Consider the following 19,595-nt stretch of genomic DNA (forward strand, 5'->3'; position numbering starts at 1 on the left):
AGCTTGGTGGCAACCAAGTTTTTCTAAAAAGAAAAGCCGTGAACATTCCAGATGTTCACGACTTTAGAAGTTATGCCAGTTCCTCACCGATTATTTTTACTTCACGCTCAAGTTTTACGTCAAACTTTTCTTTCACGGTTTTCTGAACATATTTGATGAGGTCGATATACTCTTTTGCAGTAGCATCATCTTTATTCACGATAAATCCTGCATGCTTAAGGGAAACCTGAGCCCCACCGATTTGCATTCCCTGCAGCTCACTGTCCTGTATCAGTTTCCCTGCAAAATGGCCAGGCGGACGCTTAAATACACTTCCACATGATGGGTACTCGAGCGGCTGCTTCGTTTCCCGACGATTTGTCAAATCATCCATGACTTCCTTTATTGCATCATATTCGCCAGCTTCAAGAGTAAAAGTAGCCTCCAGAACAATATAGCCATTTTCAGGGATGTTGCTAGTGCGATAAGCCAAATCCAGCTGATCAGCAGTTAATGTCAGGATTTCACCTTCACGGTCAACGACTACAGTGCTCGTCAGGACATCCTTAATCTCCCCGCCATAGGCTCCTGCATTCATAAACAGCGCCCCGCCTACAGAACCGGGAATTCCGCAGGCAAATTCCAATCCGGTCAGCTCCTCTTTCAATGCTTCACGGGAAGTATCGATAATTCGTGCTCCACTTTGAGCAATAATCGTATTGCCCACTGTTTTAATATCCGATAATTTTTGGAGGTTCATTACTATACCGCGAATCCCACCATCTTTAACGATTAGATTGGATCCATTTCCAAGCATCGTAAAAGCAATATTCTCCTGATTGGCAAGCCTTATAACTTCCTGTACTTGTTCGTAAGTTTCAGGGGTTACATAAAAATCGGCCTTCCCGCCTAAACGGGTATACGTATGATTTTTCAGGAGCTCATTCACCATCACATTACTCTTAGATGTTATTTGTATTAATTTATCGTACATATGATGATTTATTGTCACTCATATCATTCCTTTAAATTTATCTTTAGAAATCCAGAAATCCGATCAACTGACAAATCGGGTTTTTATTATCCCTCTCATCGCATGAGATTACGAATATACCCCGTTACAGACAGGGATATCGATTATAATCAGTCCTTATCTATTGTAAGTTATAGCCCATCATCTTGCCACAAAAAAGAATGTATCATTTTGTCTACTTCTTTATTTTCGTGCAAGGCACTATGTCCTAATTTTTCATTCTCAATTATAATTTCCTGTAAATTTCCATTCGGTATAATTGTTCGTAGGGCCTGGACACTTTCTGGGAGTGCAATCACGTCTCCTGTGCTGCCAATGCTCAATACTTCAATATCAGCTGGGAATGTACCTTCCTTCAATAGTTGAAGCGCAAGCGATCCTGGTTTTAAATCCATCGCTGCGGCATCTTGATGTATATGAAAGTATTCCTCACTGTATATGCCATCAAACGGACTGCCTATCGCAATTATCTTATTCACACGCGGATAATCTTTTCCATCATAGTCCATCGCATATTTTACGGAAATTATTCCGCCCATGGAATGGCCCACAAGATTGACTGAATCGATGTAGTATTTTTCCTTCATATGTTTGAGGACGTTGGAAATCCATTCGGTACTGTCAGCAAAACTTGCCCGGTTATTTTCCAGGATGATTTGTACAAAGGCCGGTGCATGCTTTCCTTTACTCATGTTGAAATCCCGAATTTGGCCTTCCTTGGATACACGGTAGATCAGGCCTTTATTACCCCAGCCATATTTCTTCTCAAACCTGTTCAGCATGAAACCAAAGGAATTAGCAGTACCTTTATAACCATGGATAAAAACAGTTGGTTCACCAAGGTACAGCTCCGATTTTGTTTTGTTCGGCAAGTTCAGGATAATGATCATTCCAAATAATAGCATCCCTGCTGCTGTAACCATTCTCATTCGTTTATTTCTCAAGGACTTTCCCTCATTTTTATATTATTTCGCAATGTTTTTTGCTTAATAATGAACCATGTAAAAAAACAGCCTGTTAAAAACAGCAGTACCTTCACAATCATTATTGGTATCACAAAAATTATTGTATAAAGCATGGAAAACCAAAGCAAGGTCACTCCGATTATTTTTGCGCTTAAAGGAATCCCTTTTCCCTGCCTGTAGTTCAGAATATACATTCCAAAATACTTATTGGCTATCAACCAGTTATATAGCTTTTCTGAACTTCTTATATAACAGGCAGCGGAAAGGAGAAGCAAGGGTGTTGTCGGCAATAACGGCAAAAATATACCTACTGCTCCCAACCTCAATGAAATAGAGCCTATAATAATTAAAAACACTTTTTTGATAGCTTTCATACTTCACCAGCTCAGGAAATTAATTTACCTTTATTATATCATTTGCTCCCCCTTCTATAGTGGGTTCTGCAAAAAAGTTCATATAAAATTCTTATCGCCTGCCATTTATTTCAATATCGTTTCTATTTTATGAAAAACAGGCTCTTGCTCCTCAAAAGATGCGATATAGTTAAAACCAATGGACTGCAACAATTCCAAGGATTCCCTAAATTGGTATGCAAGCGTTGTTTCCACATGGGAATCCGAACCAAGGGTAATGATTTCACCGCCATATTCTTTATAAAGCTTCAGTATATCCTTACTTGGCATACCATTTTCAAGGCCATACCTGAAACCCGATGTATTCAATTCAATTCCCTTTCCTGCAGGGATGATCTCCTTGAAGATCTCTCCAATAATATCGTAAAAGTTTTTCTTGCTCTTCTCTTTTGTATACCGCTTCACCAGATCAATATGTCCCAGAATACTAAACGCTTTAAATTCCTTTATGCACTCATAAAATTCCTTATAATAGATTTCATATGCTTCGTCTACTGTCCTGTCTTTAAAAAATTCTCCTGAGTGCAGATCTTTTCCTTCCGTAGCATGCATGGAACAAATAACAAAGTCAAAAGACTCTTCTTTCATTAAAGCATTGTGTTTTGCAGCCAGATGTGGCTGGACCCCAATCTCTACACCCTTTTTAATTCGAATCTGACCTGCATATTGCTGCTGCATTTCCTTTATCTTTCTATCATATTGATTTAAATCAAATTCAAAAACCCAGTCTTTGTCCGGGTAATCGTAATCGATGTGTTCCGTAAAACAAATTTCCTCGAGTCCGATTTGTATTCCTTTTTCGATCGTTGTTTCCATATCCGTCTTGCAATCTGCCGAAAACTTGCTGTGTACATGATAATCAAACATTTATTCCTATCCCCTTTCGGTTGACTTTCTTCTGATTTATATTTATAATACTATATAACTTTAGTTAGTTAAAGCGGTAAAGTAATAAAGCTATGAAAAAGGAGTTTTATATATGCATAGAGATGTTACGGAAATGAACAGAAATAAAAATGTGGAAGACTTTCAAATGAGAGATGAGTTGATATCAACATTAAAAAATCGCTTTACTACTTACGGATATAAGCAAGTACGAACCTCAACATTTGAACATTATGATATGTACTCCAATATCATCGGAACTGTAAATAAAGATGACATGATTAAGGTAATCGATACTACCGGAAAAGTACTCGTTCTCCGCCCTGATGTAACGATTCCTATAACAAGAATAACAGCAGCCAATCACAATTCCAATCCCTTTAATCAGAGACTGTTCTATGTATTGGACGTATTTCGCCAATCGGTCGAATTGCCTAACCAGAAAGAGAGTACCCAAGCTGGCGTAGAGTTTTTCGGCGAGAATACTCCCGAGGTGGATTCAGAGGTTATTATGCTTGCGATACACACACTGGAAGATATGGGATTTGAGAATTTTAAAATCGAAATCGGCCATGCAGGTTTCTTTAAGGAACTGATTCAGCAGGCTGCATTATCCAAACAGGAACTGGAACTGCTGCAGACTTTAATTCAGTCAAAAAACTTAGCGGAAATTGAATTGCTTTTAGAAAACATGCCTATAGAAAATGATCTTAAAATGGCTATCCAGTCCATTCCAATGCTGTATGGTGAACCTGCCAGTGTAATCCAGCAGGCAGAAAAAATTGTCCGCAGCGATAAGATGCAACGCATTCTTCACAACTTGATTGATGTATATGAAGTGTTGAAGGACTATGGAGCAGATGATTATGTTGTTTTTAACCTTGGACTAATCAACAATATGAATTATTACACTGGAGTTATCTTCCAAGGTTTTGTAGATAGATTCGGTCAGCCCGTATTGATGGGTGGAAGATACGATAATCTGGGAGAGCAGTTTGAGGCCGAGATGCCAGCAATTGGGTTTGCATTTGAGGTTGATTATCTGCTCCAGGCCATTCAGCAGCAAGGCTTGGCAGAACCTGATAGTCAGACGGTTGATATTATCATTTATTACATGAAGGAAAAACAAAAAGAAGCCTTGACCACAGCCTATGAATTACGAAGGCAAAATTATCAGGTCCTAACTTTTTCAAAGGAGTCCAGCAGTATGAAGCCGCTGCCTTCTAGGACTATAGTAAACTATGACGAAGAACAGAATGTACTGATCAACAAGGACGGAAAGCATAATTTTTCTGATACGAAGGATATTTTATCATTGCTTAAGGACACAAAGGGGGACTTATAATTGCAACCTATTACACTTGCATTGGCCAAGGGGCGACCAGCAAAGAGCACGATTGACCTATTGGTGAAAACAGGTATACAGTTTCATGATTTTCATGAAAAAAGCAGAAAGCTCGTCTTTTACAATGATGATCGGTCCATCAAACTTATATTTGTCAAGGCAATGGATGTACCGACATACGTGGAAAAGGGTGCTGCCGATATTGGCATTGTCGGGAAAGATAATATCCTTGAATCAAAGGCAGATATTTACGAGCTTCTCGACTTAAAAATCGGAAAATGCAAATTTGCTGTTGCTGGAAAAAAGGAACAAATGCCGGAGCAGAATCAGCAGCTTATAATAGCAACCAAGTACCCAAACATCGCCAAAAAACATTTTGCAAAAAAGGGCCAATCGATTGAAGTTGTCAAACTGAACGGTTCCGTAGAATTGGCTCCATTAATCGGTTTGGCAGATTATATTGTCGATATCGTGGAAACGGGAAACACTTTGAAGGAAAATGGGCTGTCCGTAATCGAAGACATTGAAAATATCAGTACGAGGCTGATTGTGAACAAAGCAAGCTTTGCGACAAAGTCAGCAGAAGTACAGCAACTAATCAGTCAATTAAAATCCGCGTTGGAGTGATGAAGAATGAAAATACTGACAGCAAAGCAATTTGCAAATGAAGTGCAGGATCAGACCGCCTTACTAAGCAACGAGCAGGAGCTTGACAGTGCGGTGTTGGAAATAATTAAAACGGTTCGTAAAAACGGTGACGAAGCACTATTTAACTATACAGAAAAATTCGACCGGGCAGCATTAACAGCATTAACCGTTTCAGAGTCCGAATTCGCTGAAGCCCACAAGCTTGTCGACGAAGAATTTCTTACTGCATTACGTAAGGCAAAAGGAAATATCGAATCTTTTCATATCGAACAAAAAGAACAGTCCTGGTTCATGGATAAAGAACCCGGAATAATGCTCGGACAAAAGGTTACTCCTTTGGATAAGGTCGGGGTCTATATCCCCGGAGGAAAGGCTGCATACCCATCCTCTGTACTGATGAATGTCATACCGGCCAAAATTGCTGGTGTCGAGAAAATCGCAATTACTACCCCACCGAATACAGAAGGAAAAATCAATCCATATGTGCTTGTTGCCGCAGCAGAAGTTGGTGTCACAACAATCTATAAGGTCGGGGGAGCACAGGCAATTGCCGCTTTGGCATATGGAACGGAAACAATTGACAAGGTCTCTAAAATTGTCGGTCCCGGAAATGCCTTCGTTGCCCGGGCAAAAAAATGGGTTTATGGCGATGTTGCCATCGACATGATTGCCGGACCGAGTGAAATCTGTATTGTTGCAGATGCTACCGCTCCACCAGGCTATGTGGCAGCAGATTTATTGTCACAGGCAGAGCATGATGAATCCGCAAGCGCGATTTGCATTACAACAAGCGAAAAGATGGCTAATCTGATTAAAGCGGAAATAGAGAAACAAACAGCCTCCCTTGAACGCAAAAGGATCATCGAACAATCCATTAATCAAAACGGTAAAATCATTTTAGCTTCAGACCTAAACGAGGCATTTGAAATCGTAAATGAGATAGCGCCAGAACATTTACAGCTGATGATTGAAAAACCTGGTGAAAACGTCCAATATATTCAAAACGCCGGAGCCATATTCCTTGGAAACTATTCTCCCGAACCACTTGGTGACTATTTTGCGGGACCGAACCATACATTACCGACAAATGGTACGGCAAAATTCGCATCCCCGCTTGGTGTCTATGATTTCATGAAAAAATCCAGTATCATCAGCTATTCAAAAGAAGCGATTCAATATGCAGCAGATGAAATCATCAAAATCGCAAATGTTGAAGGCTTGACTGCACATGCAAATTCCATTCGCATCAGAAAGGATGATCGAAATGCGTAAGGCAAAAATAGAAAGAAAAACGAACGAAACTTCCATTGCTTTGGATCTCACAATTGATGGAACAGGAAGATCATCCATTGATACAGGAGTCGGTTTTTTCGACCATATGCTTACTTTGATGACAAAGCATGGTTTATTTGATTTACGTGTGGCATGTGATGGAGACCTGAACGTCGATCAGCATCATTCGGTGGAGGATATCGGTATTGCCCTTGGACAGACATTCCAGGAAGCATTAGGCAACAAAGAAGGCATTACAAGGTATGCAAATGTCACAACTCCAATGGATGAAGCACTATCCACTATTTCATTGGATATCAGTGGCCGCCCCTACTTTGTCTACAATATTGAGGGTTTAAAGGATAAAGTTGGAAACTTCGATACAGAGCTTGTGGAGGAGTTTTTCCAGGCTTTTGTAAGCAATGCAAAGGTAACCCTCCATATCAATCTTGCTTACGGGAAAAATACCCATCATATGATTGAATCAATCTTTAAGGGCTTTGGACGTGCACTGGATGAGGCAACACAAAAAAATCCCCGTATAAAAGGGATTCCTTCAACAAAGGGAAGTCTATAAGCAACTTGAATTAATTGCACGTATGCGGAGGAAAACCGCTAAAAGAATACTATATATTGTCTAAAGCGAAAGGAAGATACCTGATGATCGCAATCATTGATTATGGTGCAGGAAATATAAAAAGCCTGCAGTTTGCACTCGATAAATTGAATAAGAAATCAGTATTAACTACCGATCCACAAGTAATCAGAGATTCAGATTCCATTATTCTTCCCGGTGTAGGAGCTTTTAAAGATGCCATGGATGCCATTAATGGCTTAGGTTTGACTAAGGTATTACAACAGGAAGCAGCTGGCGGGAAACCGATTCTTGGTATCTGCCTTGGAATGCAGCTATTTTATGAAAAGAGCTACGAAGACGGTGACTGGGAAGGCTTAGGTTTACTTAAAGGAAATGTAAGTAAAATCAAAGATACCGTCAAGGTTCCACACATGGGATGGAATACAATCACAAAGCACAAAGAAAACCCGTTAATGAATGGTTTGCCTAATGATGTATATGTTTACTTCGTCCATTCCTATGCTGTTGGTTCGCTTGAAGAAGATTCACTTGTCGGCAGCACACAGTATGGCGGGGTAGTTCCGGCGATCGTTCAACAAGGGAACATTACAGGCATGCAATTTCACCCGGAAAAAAGCGGTGATATCGGAATAAAATTACTAAAAAACTACGGGGAGATGATTTCATGATCCTGTTTCCAGCAATCGATATTCGTGGTGGGAAATGTGTCCGCCTTACACAGGGTGATTATAATAAAGAAAAAGTCTATGGAGATTCTCCAACGGCAATGGCTTCCCAATGGGAGGAAAAAGGAGCGGTATTCATACATACTGTAGACCTCGATGGCGCAAAAACCGGCGACTCCTTAAATCGTAAATCCATTAAGAAAATCGCTCAGCAGACCAATATCCCGGTTCAGGTGGGCGGTGGAATTCGTTCCATGGAAATCATCGAGGATTACCTTTCAGCAGGAGTTTCACGAGTCATCATTGGCACAGCTGCAATTAACAACAAAGTGTTTTTAAAAGATGCGGTGGATAAATACGGAGCAAAAATCGCAGTCTCCATCGATGCACGAGGTGGTTATGTAGCGACAGATGGTTGGACGGAAACCAGTAAAGTAAAAGCGATTGACCTTGTAAAAGAGCTAGAATCCATTGGGGTTAAAACGATTGTCTACACGGATATTCTAAAAGATGGCATGCTGCAGGGACCCAATTTCGAGGAGCTTCAAGCAATCAATGAATCAACGAAAATGTCTGTTATTGCTTCTGGTGGTGTTTCAACAGAGGAAGACATTGAGAGACTGAAGTCCCTGAATATGTATGGTGCAATTATCGGAAAAGCATTGTACGACGGCACGATGGAATTCGAAAAACTTATAGAAGGTGATCAAAATGCTCGCTAAACGAATTGTCCCCTGTCTCGATGTCGATAAAGGCCGTGTCGTAAAAGGAAAAAAGTTTCAGAACATACGCGATGTTGCAGCCCCGGTAGAACTAGCAAAAAGATACAATGAAGCTGGTGCGGATGAACTTGTTTTCTATGATATCACTGCATCAAATGAAGAACGTGATATTTTCCTTGATGTAGTTGAAAATGTCGCAAAAGAAATCGCAATCCCATTCACTGTTGGCGGAGGGATCCGCACAGTAGAGGATATTCATAAAGTACTTCGTTCTGGAGCCGATAAGGTGTCTATAAATAGTGCTGCAGTCGATAATCCCCAGTTGATAACAGATTCTGCTCTGAAGTTTGGCAGTCAGTGTATTGTACTATCCATTGATGCAAAAGAAGTTGCACCAAAGAGATGGAATGTATTTACAAGAGGCGGTCGCAATGACACCGGAATCGATGCGATTGAATGGGCGAAAAAAGGCGAACAGCTCGGTGCCGGTGAACTTGTAATCAATGCAATGGATTCAGATGGAGAAAAAAATGGCTATAATCTTGCATTAACCAAAATAATTGCCGAGACAGTCAATATTCCAGTTGTTGCAAGTGGCGGAGCCGGAACACAGGAACACTTCAGCACAGTGTTAAAAGAAGGTGCAGACGCAGCTCTTGCAGCTTCCGTTTTTCACTATGGTGAGATTAATATACAACAGTTAAAGAAATATCTTCAGGAAGAAGACATCATTGTCAGGAGGGACAACGAATGGAACTAAACATCGAACAGCTCTCATTTAATGAAGACGGACTTATCCCTGCAATCATTCAGGATGCAAAAACAGGCAGCGTATTAACACTGGCATATATGAATAGCGAATCTCTACTGAAAACCATCCAGACAAATGAAACATGGTTCTTTTCAAGAAAGCGTCAGGAACTCTGGAATAAGGGAGAGACCTCCGGAAATAAGCAGCAAGTTAAAAAAATATCTTTCGATTGTGATGCCGATGCACTATTGGTACAAGTTGAACCGGCTGGTCCAGCGTGCCATACTGGAGAAGAAACCTGTTTTCACAATGAGCTTTATACAAACGAGGCACCTTCACATGATATCGTTCATCAAGTAGTCGCGCGAATAAGGGACAGACGTGAAAACCCAGTCGAAGGTGCATATACCTCCTATCTTTTCGAGAAAGGGATTGATAAAATCCTGAAAAAAATTGGGGAAGAGACAACAGAAGTAGTGATCGGTGCAAAAAATAATGATAAAGAAGAATTAACGAGTGAAATATCTGACCTCACCTATCACACCCTTGTTTTAATGGAACTAATGGGTGTAACGATAACGGATGTAAAAGATGAACTGAAGAAAAGACATATCAAAAAGGAAGGCCAAAATCGTGAGTAAATTTTGGAGCAAGACGGCAAAACAATGTGTTCCTTACGTTCCGGGCGAGCAGATTAACCAATCGGACATCATCAAACTGAATACGAATGAAAATCCATACCCACCATCTCCAAACGTTATAGAGGAGATAAAAAAGGAAACAGATCGGAGACTAAATCTCTATCCTTCACCAACAGCTGATAGCCTGAAGGAAGAGATTGCATCTTTTTATCAACTATCGAAGAAAAACGTCTTTGTCGGAAACGGTTCTGATGAAATTCTCGCTTTTACATTTATGGCGTTCTTCGATAATGACAAGCGAATTCGATACCCTGCTATTTCCTATAGTTTTTATCCGGTCTATTCGAAACTGTTCAACATCCCAGCTGAGGAAATTCCACTGAATGATGATTTTTCAATTCCAGTTAAAGATTTCTTTCACGCAGAGGGTGGAGTTATTTTCCCTAATCCGAATGCACCGACTAGCATTTATTTGGGACTTGATTCAGTAAAGGAAATTTTGGACAATAACCCGGACCAGATTGTAATAGTGGATGAAGCATACGTGGACTTTGCAGAGGCTTCAGCAGTTTCTTTAATTGATTCTTATGAAAATCTGCTCGTTATTCAGACGATGTCCAAATCCAGATCACTCGCAGGACTGCGGGTAGGACTTGCTTTAGGACAGCCTGAGCTGATTGAAGGATTAGTCCGTATTAAAGACTCGTTCAACTCGTATACGCTGGATAGGTTGGCCCTTGCCGGTGCTGAAGCGGCCATAAAAGATGAAGCATATTTCAAAGCTACAACAGAAAAGATTATCCAGACAAGGGAATGGACAATTACAGAGATGAAAAAACGCGGATTTACCGTATTGCCGTCACAAGCAAATTTCATTTTCGCCAAGCATCCTGAACAGGAAGCGGGTCACCTGTATTCCTCGTTAAAGGAAAAAGGCGTTCTCGTAAGACATTTCAGCAAAAAATCGATTGATAATTATATCCGGATCACAATCGGCACAGATGACCAAATGCAATTATTCTTCGATACACTGGATTCTATAATTTAACGAAACAGAACATGTTAGGAAACTAAGGCATTCGCCATATTCTTTGGCGAATGCCTTAGTGTTCCCTTATACCGCCCGTAAACTGCTGAACAGTGCCAATACTTCGTTCCAGCTGTCCACTTGGATGTAGTCAGTTACTATGTTTTCGTTATGATTGGCTTTAAATAGAATACCTTCTCCTGTAAACGCATCTAACTGACTAACTGTATCATCAATCAGATAATCTGCATGGACAACTTTCTTATTTCCGCAAAATATAAAATATCTGGGATCCAGGAAGGGGAAATGCTCCATTAACCATTCATATTTATCATGAAAAGAATTCGGTACCTCCATGGCAGCTGTAGCAATATAAATGTCGTAGTGTTCCGAGAGCTCTTTAACTGCATCCACAGCTGAATCAATCACTTCCAAATCCCGGAAAAATCCTGGGCTGTTAACCGCTGTTCTCAATTCCTTTGCCTGTTCTTTATTTATGAAATCCCACATTCTATTTCCTTTAACATCCACCTCAGACAATGAAAGATCACATATTTCATTCGCAGTTTTCATTATTTTTTTAAAGGTGTCTGCAAGAACCTCATCCATATCAATCGCAATACTTTTCCTATTCATACATGTATACCCCTATTCTTATGAAGTTGGAACCAAATTGTTCTCTTGCTTCCACCCCTTTTTTAAAATCTTGCTTTTTAATGATACTCCACATTATGAGGGATGCGCTTGACCGTAAGATATGATCAGGTGTATTTTTTGACAAATGAGACAATATCGTTCATTTCGTGATAACGTTCATTCAATTCCTTTCGTGACCAATCCCACCAGGAGATTTCAAGTAACTTATCAATTATGTTACTTGAAAACCGTTGTTTAATTGGCTTGGCCGGAACCCCTACCACTACCGCATAGGGCTCAACATCCTTTGTTACTATTGCACCTGAACCAATTACCGCTCCATGACCAATAGTAACGCCTTTCATTACGGTAGCCTCGTGACCAATCCAAACGTCATGTCCGATTGTTACTCTATTAGAGCGACGCCAATTGAAAATTTCAACATCATCGAGATGTGCCAGCCCGTAATCAGCCCTGCGATATGTCATATGATGCTGTGTTACTCGGTTCATAGGGTGGTCCGTTGGATTTATACAGACGTGGGAAGCGATGGAAGTAAATTTACCAATCGTACTATAATTAATCGTGACATCATCCATCGTATATGTATAGTCACCAATTATAGATTCTACAATCTTGTTAGCAGGACCGATTGAAACCCATTCTCCTGCTTGGCTATCCAAAATATGACTTGTTTCGTGAATACTGGGTTTGCTTGAAAGTTCCTTTTTCCTTCCAGGTTGATGGATATGCTGCATGGCATGTCAGCTTCTCCTTGTACTCGCTTCGCTCAAAAATTTAAAATTAATACAAGCGCAACAGTAATGTTTAATTCAAGTATAACTTGTTATGAAGTTCAGATTGTAAACTCACTTTATTCTTATCCTTAAAAAAATTTAAAGTTATGAAAGATTAAAGGGATAGCAATTGTAAATTGGAAATTAAATCCACATGAAAAGCATTATTCGGCAAATCGAACAAATTCACTTATATATGACGCCATCATTTCAGAGAATTACGACAGTATCAAAAAGATCTTAAAGGATTATTATCTATACAATCGCGAACGCTTTATAACCAACGGAAGTATATAAAGAAAGAAGCATAGGGAGCCCTCTTCTCCTTTTAAAAAAGCATCACTCAACATAATTGAGCGATGCTTTCTTGGCTTAAATGAACTTAAATGACAGTTTCCACTTCACCGTTTTCTTTTAATTCTTCCACTTTTACACGTAATTGTTCACTTTCTTTTTCATTAACAAGTATTTCTCTAATTTGATCTTCCACTTCTTCCAATTCTCCAACTTCTTCGTTTTGCTCTTTCAGCTGGTCATAATATTCCTGGACCTCTTCGTCCGATACTTCTGCTTCAAATTGTTCCACATACTTCATTGTAATCATGTCATCCATAAGCTGTCTTTTAAAATCTTCTTCTGTCATATTAAACTGTTCCAGCAGGGCGTCAAACTCTTCTTGACTGCTGGCTTCTTTAATCCCGTTTAATTCTTCTTCGGCCTCTTCTTCCGTAACTTCAATTCCTTCATTTTCTGCATCCTGCTTAATTAACGTTTGTTCGATAAGGATATCCACGGTTTGGTTTTTAATCATATCCGTGTCACTAACATCTTGTCCATATTGATACATCGTTGATTTAACCTGGCTGTAAATTGGATTATAATCTTTTCCCTGAATCTCTTCCCCATTAACGACTGCGACTGAAGCATCATCTTCCAGCTTTTCCTCTTCCGTTATTTCAAGTTCCTGTTGAACTTGTTCCTGGGCATTTTCATTGTCATTTTCTTCTGTATTTTCATTTTCCTCAGCTTCATCATTGTTGCAGGCTGCCAATGTGATTGCTAAAGTAAGTGTTGTTACCAGCATTAAGAGCTTTTTCATATACATGTCCCTCATTTCTATAAAGTCTTCCTCCATTCAAACATATATCCACACTTCATATCAAGTATTAAAACATAGGAATATCAACAAAACCCTTGCCCTCATCGACCTCGACAAGGTTATTACATTTGCTTAACAATTCAGACAGGTATTTACTTACTTTTGCCAATATTTATAGCAGGAAATGCAGGCATTAAAAAACGCAACCGGCTCATATGCCAGCTGCGTTTCTGGTTAGTTCAAACTGGAATCGATTTCTTTGATCATTTCTGCAACAGATACTAATCCGCCGCCTGAAAGATACCAAAAATCAGGGTCCAAATAAACGATATTGTCATTTTTATATGCTTGTGTATTCTCAACCAGTTGATTTTCGACCAGCTGCTCTGCTGAAGTGTCTCCACCAACAACTGCACTTCTGTCGATTACATACAATAGTTCAGGGTCCTGTTCCATTACGTATTCGAATGTAACATTCATTCCATGAGTGGATGCTTCAATTGAGTAATCAACAGAGGGAACACCTAGAATGTCATGAATCAAACCAAAACGCGAACTCGGGCCAAATGCACTGATTTTATCATCGTTTGCCAGAATAATCAGCGCCTGTTTCTCAGAAGCAGTTGCTTTTTCATTCACTGTTGCTATTGATTCCTCAATTGCTGCCAATTCAGCTTCAATTTCTTCCTGAGCATCGAACAGCTCACCTACAACAGCCATGTTTTCTTTAAAGGACTCCATATAGTTGGTTACATCTACACCGAGATGGATCGTTGGTGCAATTTCTTCAAGCTGATCATATAATGATGCCTGACGATCGGAAATGATAATGACATCTGGATCAATCGATGCGATTTTTTCGAAATCAGGTTCTTTTAGGCTACCAATATTTTCGTACTCACCACTTGCATATTTTTCCAAGTACGACGGAATCGTTCCTGATTGGGCAACCCCTGTTACTTCAACGCCAAGTTTATCCAATGTATCTAGTATACCAAAATCAAAAACAACAATGTTTTCAGGATTTTTCGGTACTTCTGTTTCACCAAGCTCATGGGATACAGTAACCGTTTCGTTACTTTCTCCATTTTCGTTCGCGTTTACGGCATCATCATTAGAATCGGATCCGCAAGCCGCGATAAATAGAACCAATGTACTCATTACGAGTATCAGATATAATTTCTTCATTTTGATCTTCTCCCTTTTTGTTAAAATATTTATTATTAAAAACAACGAATGAGGCCTATTTATGTACAGTAATCTGGACCCGCTATATTTCAACAAAAGAATAGCAATTTTTTCAGCAAATGAGCTGTTCTCTATGTTGGCCCTGTCTTGCCTGAGCACTCGAAACAAGCAGGAATTTATATTTAATAGGCAAAACCATTTACCAAATCAAACAGATAGGGTAAACTGTAGTTAGGTGTCGCTCCTTCATCATGGTTTGTCTTTTCTTTTTTCCATGAGAAGGGGCTTTTTTTTGCTTTTATTTTGTTGATCTACAGCATATCTCTCATACCGCACATATCATGCTTCATCGTTATTAGAAATAAACACAAATACGTCTGTCATCAATTTCCTTGATGTCAATATCCATATCATAGATATCTTTAAGCACACATTTATCGATCACATCACATGTGCGACCCTGTTTGACAATTTTTCCATCCTTCAGGGCGACAATATGGTCGGAATAGCATGATGCAAAATTAATATCATGAATAACGAGAAGAATGGTTTTACCCATTTCGTTAACAAGCTTACGGAGCGTTTTCATGATTTGTACGGAATGACGCATATCAAGATTATTCAGCGGCTCATCAAGTAAAATATACTCGGTGTCCTGAGCTATAACCATTGCAATATGTGCACGCTGACGCTGTCCTCCACTCAATTCATCCAGGTACTTATCCTGTATTTCACGCAGTTCCATATAGTCAATCGCTTCATCAATTTTAGACTGGTCTTCTTCTGTCAATTTCCCTTGCGAATAAGGGAATCGACCAAACGAAACCAGTTCACGAATGGTCAATTTTAGATTGATTGCATTGGACTGTTTTAAAATGGAAATCTTTTTTGCCAATTCATTGTTTTTTGTTTGCATAATGTCCTGGCCATCAATTGTAATGGCACCATTATCTTTTGCTATCAAACGGCTGATCATGGAGATTAGCGTACTTTTACCTGCACCGTTTGGGCCAATAAAAGAAGTAATCGTTCCTTTTTCTATTTCTAGTGAAACATCCTCAATCACTTTCTTTTTATTGTAGGTTTTAAAAACATTCTTCAAATCTACCATTTTTTATTCTCCTTTAACAAAAGAAATATAAAGTAAATGCCACCGATAAAATTAATAATAACACTGATTGTCGTATTGAAGGTGAATACTTTTTCTACGATGAATTGACCACCCAGTAAAGCTATCATACTTATGAAAACCGAGCTTAGTATAATATAGAAATGGCGGTAGGTCTTCATCAATTCATATGCCAGATTCACAACGAGCAGTCCAAGAAAAGTAATCGGCCCAATCAGCGCTGTAGATACAGATATAAGTACTGCCACAATGATCAATAACCGCTTTACTACATAATCGTAAGGAACACCCAGATTTATTGCCTCGTCTTTTCCTAAAGCTATTACATCAAGGTATTTATAAAAACGCATGAAGTATGCCATTACCAAAGCGATTATAATAACTGACAGATAAACCAAATCTGTATTTACGTTATTGATGCTGGCGAACATTCGATCCTGCGCAATCATGAATTCATTCGGGTCGATGAGCACCTGCATGAAATCTGTAAAACTTCCAAAAAATGTCCCAAGGATCATCCCGATCAAAAGCAGAAAATAGATATTGTTCTTTTCCCCTCTAAACAGGAACTGGTAAAGCAATAATGAGAACAGAACCATGAAACCGATGGAAATAAGATAGTTTATTTCACCGCTCATCATGGCAAGCGTATTGGCACCAAAGATGAAAACAATAAATGTTTGAATCAGCATATATAGGGAATCAAGTCCAAGTACACTTGGTGTCAGGATTCTATTGTTGGTGATTGTCATGAAGACGACAGTTGCAAATGCAATGGCCCCACCAGTAAGAATGATGGCAAAGACCTTAATAGATCGTCTCGGTAAAATATATTCGATATTTCCGCTTAAATCATAAAAGATATATAACAATGCTAGTAAGAATGCGACTACGGCGAGAATGATTGTTTTGCTTTTATAACCCATATTTTTTTCTCCTTAGTAATAGATAGATGAAAATTCCACTACCTATAACCCCAACGGTCAAGCTGATTGGAATTTCATAAGGATAAATGATGACTCTGCCGATGATATCGCAAAACAATACAAATACTGCACCTAGCAATGCCGTATGTATTAATGACTTCTTCAAATGGTCTCCCTGATAGATGGTAACTATGTTTGGTATGATCAAGCCAAGAAATGGTATTACTCCAACTGAAAGTACTACTGACGCAGTAACCAAAGCACTGATAATCAGGCCAAGATTGACTACTTGCCGGTAATTGAGACCAAGATTTTTCGAAAAATCTTCACCCATACCTGCAATCGTAAACTTATTGGCATAAATATATGCCAGAATCAGGATCGGCACACTTACAAACATTAGCTCATAATTTCCGCTCATGATCATCGAGAAGTCTCCCTGCATCCAGGATGCCATATTCTGGATAAGGTCATTCTGATAAGCGAAAAATGTGGATATGGAACTGATGATATTCCCGAACATTAACCCAATTAAGGGAATGAAGATTGCATCCTTGAATTTAATTTTCGAAAGGATTTTCATGAAGACAATTGTGCCTAACAGGGCAAACGCAAAAGATACAAGCATTTTCTGAAATGGACTTGCAGCTGTAAAGACCATCATCGAAACAAGGATTCCCAGCCTTGCAGCATCCAAAGTACCTGCTGTTGTAGGTGAAACAAACTTATTCCTGCTTAGCTGCTGCATGATCAAACCAACAATACTCATGCTCATTCCTGCAATTATGATACTGAAAAGTCGTGGAATTCTACTCACGAACAACACCTGCTGCTGAGCTTCTGTGAGGCTAAATATGTCTTTAGGTGTTACTTCAGAAACACCTATAAAAACCGATGCTATAGATAGAACAACTAGTGCTAATACTAAATACCTTATCTTCATAGACTGCCCTTCTCTTCCAAAAACTGCTGCGGCTTCTGATTGAGTAAGGAAGCTGCATCAGAAATTTTCGTGTATCCCCAAGGTTGTATAGTGTTATTAATAATGACTATTATCTTTAAATAAATTTAAATAAGAATGATATTCATTATCAATTAGACTTTCAATTTCAGTATAACAGATTTATAGTAACCGTCAATACAAACAAGCTTGTTTTTAATTAATAATGGAAGGAACAAAAGCGGAGGTGACTGTTCAGAAACGCATGTATAAGCAAGGGACTGGAAAGCGCATGGTCTTCGCGCTTGGAATGTCCATTGCTTATGACAGGAGTTTCTAGGAACCGTAGCTGGACGTGGCCGTTTATGTGTAAGAATTAATTGCTGCCAAAATTTTATACTTTCTATCCTCAAAAAAAACATACCGCAAGTGTATTCTCATACGGTATGTTTTATCATTAATTAATTATTTACATCACAGCCATCATCCGTGCAATAGGACGTTTCTGACTTTTTCGGGTTTAGTGATTGCAATACCGGCTTTTCCTTCTCTTCTTCCCAAACCTTCTCAAACACTTCCAAAAACACTTCTTCTGGCTGGGCTCCTGATATGGCATATTTCTCATTGAACACAAAGAAAGGCACTCCCTGCACGCCAATTTGTCGTGCAACATCGATATCTTCATTTACTCTATTTCTGTATTTATCCGAATTGACTACTTCGTGAACCTTTTCTTTATCAAGACCTACTTCACCTGCAAGTCTGGTTAAGGTTTCACGGTCACTCATAAGCTCGGATTCAGTGAAATACGCATGGAGAAATCTCTCGGTAATTTCTTTCCCCTTGCCATTCTCCTCAGCATACTTTGCCACACGATGCGCATCAAAGGTATTTGCATATTTCATATCATCAAAATTGTACGTTAATCCTACACTGGCTGCCTGCTGTCCAACTTGCTGATTCATTGCTTTAACCTGATCGAGCGGCATCCCTTTAAGCTCAGAAAAAGTTTCATAAAAATCTTTTCCAGGTATATGCTTTGCAGTCGGATCAAGCTGATAACTTTTATATTCTATTGTTATATTTTCACGGTGCGGAAACTTTTCCATCGCACTTTCCAATCTTCTTTTTCCAATGTAACAGAACGGACATACAAAATCTGACCAAACTTCAATTTTCATCAAAAAAAAACACCTCTCTTTTCTTAAAATATTGTAGCATAGGACAAACATGACGGAAAATAATGTGCTTAAAAAGCCAAGGTCAATCTTCAGAAACGTAAGCATGAGTAAAGGACCGAAAGCACATGGATTTGGCGCCTAGAATATCCAATGCATAGCACCTTCTCTCCCCATCAAAAAAAGACTACCCTCATAGTAGTCTTCCTCCATTTATTGATTATATGATTGTTCATCCTGTACCGAGCCATCCTGCTTGTAAATGGTTAATGAGGTTCCTTTATTTTTGGCGATTTCCCTGGCACGCTTTATCGCTTCATCTTTGTTATCGAAAACTTCGCTGGCACGTTGGGAGCCACTTGATTTAACTGCCCAGCCATTCGCATGGGCGACTACTTCTTCTCCTTCTTCCATCCGTTCAGGGTTGCTTTCATACTTTTTCCCTTCTTTCGAACGCTGGGTGGGTTTACCGTGCTGTTTATAATCATTAACTTCATCTTGTGAAGCATTTTCACGCCATTCCTTTGCTTGTTCAATAGCTATTGGAATTGCACGCCCTTCTTCATAGCCTTCATCAACCATTGCATTGGCAATATCGATTGCTTTCTTTTTTGTAACTTCATTTAAATTTTTCATTGAAGATGGATAATCGTCCATAGTCCATGGCATTAGATATCTCTCCTCGCCTTTTACTTTACTAGTACCCGTGTTTCAGACTGTAAAACCCTAATATTCCTTTCAAATAAAAAGACAGCTAA

22 protein-coding genes are annotated in these 19,595 nt (G+C 39.2%); 9 read left to right on the forward strand and 13 right to left on the reverse strand.

Annotation, left to right across the window (positions count from 1 at the left end; all coding sequences use genetic code 11):
* Positions 1-70: 70 nt before the first annotated feature.
* The 4 genes from murB to A4245_RS05225 all read right to left on the reverse strand — a co-directional run bounded on the left by murB (position 71) and on the right by A4245_RS05225 (position 3,257).
* On the reverse strand, positions 71-973 hold the full coding sequence (murB, locus tag A4245_RS05210) for a UDP-N-acetylmuramate dehydrogenase (protein WP_407668361.1): 903 nt from the start codon (positions 971-973) through the stop codon (positions 71-73).
* Positions 974-1,143: 170 nt separating this feature from the next.
* Positions 1,144-1,956, reverse strand: coding sequence for an alpha/beta fold hydrolase (locus A4245_RS05215; RefSeq protein ID WP_084268685.1), 813 nt, complete (start codon positions 1,954-1,956; stop codon positions 1,144-1,146).
* Entirely contained in the window at positions 1,953-2,351 is a 399-nt protein-coding gene (locus tag A4245_RS05220) for a YbaN family protein (protein ID WP_067726384.1), read from the reverse strand. The genes A4245_RS05215 and A4245_RS05220 overlap by 4 nt, the downstream gene beginning before the upstream one ends.
* A gap of 105 nt (positions 2,352-2,456) precedes the next feature.
* A complete protein-coding gene (locus A4245_RS05225; RefSeq protein ID WP_067726386.1) occupies positions 2,457-3,257 on the reverse strand; it encodes a histidinol-phosphatase HisJ family protein in 801 nt (266 codons plus the stop codon).
* Positions 3,258-3,369: 112 nt separating this feature from the next.
* On the opposite strand from A4245_RS05225, the gene hisZ reads away from it, so the two are divergent.
* From hisZ to hisC, 9 genes are all read left to right on the forward strand, one after another.
* On the forward strand, positions 3,370-4,620 hold the full coding sequence (gene hisZ, locus A4245_RS05230; protein ID WP_067726388.1) for an ATP phosphoribosyltransferase regulatory subunit: 1,251 nt from the start codon (positions 3,370-3,372) through the stop codon (positions 4,618-4,620).
* Positions 4,621-5,247: an ATP phosphoribosyltransferase gene (gene hisG, locus A4245_RS05235; RefSeq protein ID WP_067726390.1), complete on the forward strand. Its 627-nt coding sequence runs from the start codon at positions 4,621-4,623 to the stop codon at positions 5,245-5,247.
* Between the two features lie 6 nt (positions 5,248-5,253).
* Positions 5,254-6,540, forward strand: a complete 1,287-nt coding sequence (gene hisD, locus A4245_RS05240; RefSeq protein ID WP_067726392.1) for a histidinol dehydrogenase — start codon at positions 5,254-5,256, stop codon at positions 6,538-6,540.
* On the forward strand, positions 6,533-7,117 hold the full coding sequence (hisB, locus tag A4245_RS05245; protein ID WP_067726394.1) for an imidazoleglycerol-phosphate dehydratase HisB: 585 nt from the start codon (positions 6,533-6,535) through the stop codon (positions 7,115-7,117). The genes hisD and hisB overlap by 8 nt, the downstream gene beginning before the upstream one ends.
* 83 nt (positions 7,118-7,200) lie before the next feature.
* Positions 7,201-7,806 carry an imidazole glycerol phosphate synthase subunit HisH gene (hisH, locus tag A4245_RS05250; protein WP_067726396.1) on the forward strand — a complete coding sequence of 202 codons (606 nt, stop codon included), beginning with the start codon at positions 7,201-7,203 and terminating at the stop codon, positions 7,804-7,806.
* Positions 7,803-8,525 (forward strand): 1-(5-phosphoribosyl)-5-[(5-phosphoribosylamino)methylideneamino]imidazole-4-carboxamide isomerase, encoded by a 723-nt coding sequence (gene hisA, locus A4245_RS05255; protein ID WP_067726398.1) that lies wholly within the window; start codon positions 7,803-7,805, stop codon positions 8,523-8,525. Before hisH ends, hisA begins: the two co-directional genes overlap by 4 nt.
* On the forward strand, positions 8,515-9,285 hold the full coding sequence (gene hisF / locus A4245_RS05260) for an imidazole glycerol phosphate synthase subunit HisF (RefSeq protein ID WP_067726400.1): 771 nt from the start codon (positions 8,515-8,517) through the stop codon (positions 9,283-9,285). The genes hisA and hisF overlap by 11 nt, the downstream gene beginning before the upstream one ends.
* Positions 9,276-9,917: a bifunctional phosphoribosyl-AMP cyclohydrolase/phosphoribosyl-ATP diphosphatase HisIE gene (gene hisIE, locus A4245_RS05265; protein WP_067726402.1), complete on the forward strand. Its 642-nt coding sequence runs from the start codon at positions 9,276-9,278 to the stop codon at positions 9,915-9,917. Before hisF ends, hisIE begins: the two co-directional genes overlap by 10 nt.
* Complete coding sequence (gene hisC / locus A4245_RS05270; RefSeq protein WP_067726404.1) at positions 9,910-10,965, forward strand: histidinol-phosphate transaminase; 1,056 nt, start codon at positions 9,910-9,912, stop codon at positions 10,963-10,965. Before hisIE ends, hisC begins: the two co-directional genes overlap by 8 nt.
* Before the next feature lie 66 nt (positions 10,966-11,031).
* Here hisC and A4245_RS05275 read toward each other — a convergent pair whose 3' ends face one another.
* From A4245_RS05275 to A4245_RS05315, 9 genes are all read right to left on the reverse strand, one after another.
* Positions 11,032-11,580, reverse strand: coding sequence for a 5' nucleotidase, NT5C type (locus tag A4245_RS05275; protein ID WP_067726406.1), 549 nt, complete (start codon positions 11,578-11,580; stop codon positions 11,032-11,034).
* A 125-nt stretch (positions 11,581-11,705) separates the two neighbouring features.
* Positions 11,706-12,338 (reverse strand): DapH/DapD/GlmU-related protein, encoded by a 633-nt coding sequence (locus tag A4245_RS05280; RefSeq protein ID WP_067726408.1) that lies wholly within the window; start codon positions 12,336-12,338, stop codon positions 11,706-11,708.
* A gap of 421 nt (positions 12,339-12,759) precedes the next feature.
* Positions 12,760-13,476 carry a SurA N-terminal domain-containing protein gene (locus A4245_RS05285; protein WP_067726410.1) on the reverse strand — a complete coding sequence of 239 codons (717 nt, stop codon included), beginning with the start codon at positions 13,474-13,476 and terminating at the stop codon, positions 12,760-12,762.
* A 234-nt stretch (positions 13,477-13,710) separates the two neighbouring features.
* Entirely contained in the window at positions 13,711-14,664 is a 954-nt protein-coding gene (locus A4245_RS05290; RefSeq protein ID WP_067726412.1) for a siderophore ABC transporter substrate-binding protein, read from the reverse strand.
* A gap of 355 nt (positions 14,665-15,019) precedes the next feature.
* Positions 15,020-15,775, reverse strand: a complete 756-nt coding sequence (locus A4245_RS05295) for an iron ABC transporter ATP-binding protein (protein ID WP_067726414.1) — start codon at positions 15,773-15,775, stop codon at positions 15,020-15,022.
* The gene (locus A4245_RS05300; protein ID WP_067726416.1) at positions 15,769-16,719 is read right to left on the reverse strand and encodes an iron chelate uptake ABC transporter family permease subunit; all 951 of its coding nucleotides are present in this window, start codon (positions 16,717-16,719) and stop codon (positions 15,769-15,771) included. Before A4245_RS05300 ends, A4245_RS05295 begins: the two co-directional genes overlap by 7 nt.
* Positions 16,709-17,662 carry an ABC transporter permease gene (locus tag A4245_RS05305; protein ID WP_067726418.1) on the reverse strand — a complete coding sequence of 318 codons (954 nt, stop codon included), beginning with the start codon at positions 17,660-17,662 and terminating at the stop codon, positions 16,709-16,711. The genes A4245_RS05300 and A4245_RS05305 overlap by 11 nt, the downstream gene beginning before the upstream one ends.
* Positions 17,663-18,120: 458 nt before the next feature.
* Positions 18,121-18,840: a DsbA family oxidoreductase gene (locus tag A4245_RS05310; RefSeq protein ID WP_067726420.1), complete on the reverse strand. Its 720-nt coding sequence runs from the start codon at positions 18,838-18,840 to the stop codon at positions 18,121-18,123.
* 210 nt (positions 18,841-19,050) lie between these two features.
* Entirely contained in the window at positions 19,051-19,506 is a 456-nt protein-coding gene (locus A4245_RS05315) for a DUF2188 domain-containing protein (protein WP_067726422.1), read from the reverse strand.
* Positions 19,507-19,595: the final 89 nt, after the last annotated feature.

Source organism: Oceanobacillus damuensis (assembly GCF_001618145.1).
GTDB lineage: Bacteria > Bacillota > Bacilli > Bacillales > Amphibacillaceae > Oceanobacillus > Oceanobacillus damuensis.

Bases quoted from the DNA above. Each gene is read 5' to 3' on its own strand.
- hisB (WP_067726394.1), top strand. From the start codon at position 6,533: ATGCGTAAGGCAAAAATAGAAAGAAAAACGAACGAAACTTCCATTGCT.
- hisA (WP_067726398.1), top strand. From the start codon at position 7,803: ATGATCCTGTTTCCAGCAATCGATATTCGTGGTGGGAAATGTGTCCGC.
- A4245_RS05310 (WP_067726420.1), bottom strand. From the start codon at position 18,840: ATGAAAATTGAAGTTTGGTCAGATTTTGTATGTCCGTTCTGTTACATT.
- A4245_RS05305 (WP_067726418.1), bottom strand. From the start codon at position 17,662: ATGAAGATAAGGTATTTAGTATTAGCACTAGTTGTTCTATCTATAGCA.
- A4245_RS05275 (WP_067726406.1), bottom strand. From the start codon at position 11,580: ATGAATAGGAAAAGTATTGCGATTGATATGGATGAGGTTCTTGCAGAC.
- A4245_RS05285 (WP_067726410.1), bottom strand. From the start codon at position 13,476: ATGAAAAAGCTCTTAATGCTGGTAACAACACTTACTTTAGCAATCACA.
- hisIE (WP_067726402.1), top strand. From the start codon at position 9,276: ATGGAACTAAACATCGAACAGCTCTCATTTAATGAAGACGGACTTATC.
- A4245_RS05290 (WP_067726412.1), bottom strand. From the start codon at position 14,664: ATGAAGAAATTATATCTGATACTCGTAATGAGTACATTGGTTCTATTT.
- hisD (WP_067726392.1), top strand. From the start codon at position 5,254: ATGAAAATACTGACAGCAAAGCAATTTGCAAATGAAGTGCAGGATCAG.
- A4245_RS05220 (WP_067726384.1), bottom strand. From the start codon at position 2,351: ATGAAAGCTATCAAAAAAGTGTTTTTAATTATTATAGGCTCTATTTCA.
- A4245_RS05315 (WP_067726422.1), bottom strand. From the start codon at position 19,506: ATGCCATGGACTATGGACGATTATCCATCTTCAATGAAAAATTTAAAT.
- hisZ (WP_067726388.1), top strand. From the start codon at position 3,370: ATGCATAGAGATGTTACGGAAATGAACAGAAATAAAAATGTGGAAGAC.
- A4245_RS05300 (WP_067726416.1), bottom strand. From the start codon at position 16,719: ATGGGTTATAAAAGCAAAACAATCATTCTCGCCGTAGTCGCATTCTTA.
- A4245_RS05295 (WP_067726414.1), bottom strand. From the start codon at position 15,775: ATGGTAGATTTGAAGAATGTTTTTAAAACCTACAATAAAAAGAAAGTG.
- A4245_RS05280 (WP_067726408.1), bottom strand. From the start codon at position 12,338: ATGCAGCATATCCATCAACCTGGAAGGAAAAAGGAACTTTCAAGCAAA.
- hisH (WP_067726396.1), top strand. From the start codon at position 7,201: ATGATCGCAATCATTGATTATGGTGCAGGAAATATAAAAAGCCTGCAG.
- A4245_RS05225 (WP_067726386.1), bottom strand. From the start codon at position 3,257: ATGTTTGATTATCATGTACACAGCAAGTTTTCGGCAGATTGCAAGACG.
- murB (WP_407668361.1), bottom strand. From the start codon at position 973: ATGTACGATAAATTAATACAAATAACATCTAAGAGTAATGTGATGGTG.
- hisF (WP_067726400.1), top strand. From the start codon at position 8,515: ATGCTCGCTAAACGAATTGTCCCCTGTCTCGATGTCGATAAAGGCCGT.